This window comes from Tenebrionibacter intestinalis (genome assembly GCF_016632365.1).
Taxonomy (GTDB): domain Bacteria; phylum Pseudomonadota; class Gammaproteobacteria; order Enterobacterales; family Enterobacteriaceae; genus Tenebrionibacter; species Tenebrionibacter intestinalis.
Window position 1 is genome coordinate 1 of the sequence record NZ_JAEPBH010000161.1, and the last position, 695, is coordinate 695.

The window sequence follows — 695 nt, forward strand, 5'->3', positions numbered from 1 at the left end:
AAATAAATATCCTCCGGCATAGCCGGAGGTTTTTCAGATGCGCCTATAAGGCTCTCTTACCTGCCGCGCCCTAACAGGCGCATACGATCTGACATTTGCATCAAACTTCGTTATTTACGGCCCGTAAACGGGCTACCTGGATACGGGATCGATAACTGTTCTCCCAGCTTGTCCTGCTCCAGTTGGTGCTTTATGTATTCCTGTATCTTTGCCGTATTCTTGCCCACCGTGTCTACATAATACCCCCGGCACCAGAACTCCCTGTTCCTGTACTTGAATTTCAAATCTCCAAACTGCTCGTAGAGCATCAGACTGCTTTTCCCTTTCAGATAACCCATGAAGCTCGACACGCTTATCTTCGGCGGGATTTCCACAAGCATATGAATATGATCTGCACAGCATTCCGCTTCCAGTATGTTCACGCTTTTCCATTCACACAGCTTTCTTAAGATCCTACCTGTCGCCCTGCGCTTCTCTCCATAGAACACCTGTCTGCGGTATTTCGGCGCAAAAACTATGTGATATTTACAGTTCCATCGGGTATGCGCTAAGCTCCTTTCGTCCCCCATTGGGACCCCCTTTTGATTTCTTGTTTAACCCTTGCAGTTGCCAGACCGCAAGGTGTTTTAACAAATCAAAAGGGGTTTATATATCTGATTTATAGCTGAAAGCTTCACGGAACCCCCAGCCTAGCT

General features: G+C 47.2%; 1 protein-coding gene. It reads right to left on the minus strand.

Going from position 1 to position 695, the window contains the following annotated elements; all coding sequences use genetic code 11:
* Positions 1-110: 110 nt before the first annotated feature.
* Positions 111-569 carry an IS200/IS605 family transposase gene (gene tnpA / locus JJB97_RS18300; RefSeq protein WP_238715514.1) on the minus strand — a complete coding sequence of 153 codons (459 nt, stop codon included), beginning with the start codon at positions 567-569 and terminating at the stop codon, positions 111-113.
* Between the last annotated feature and the right edge of the window lie 126 nt (positions 570-695).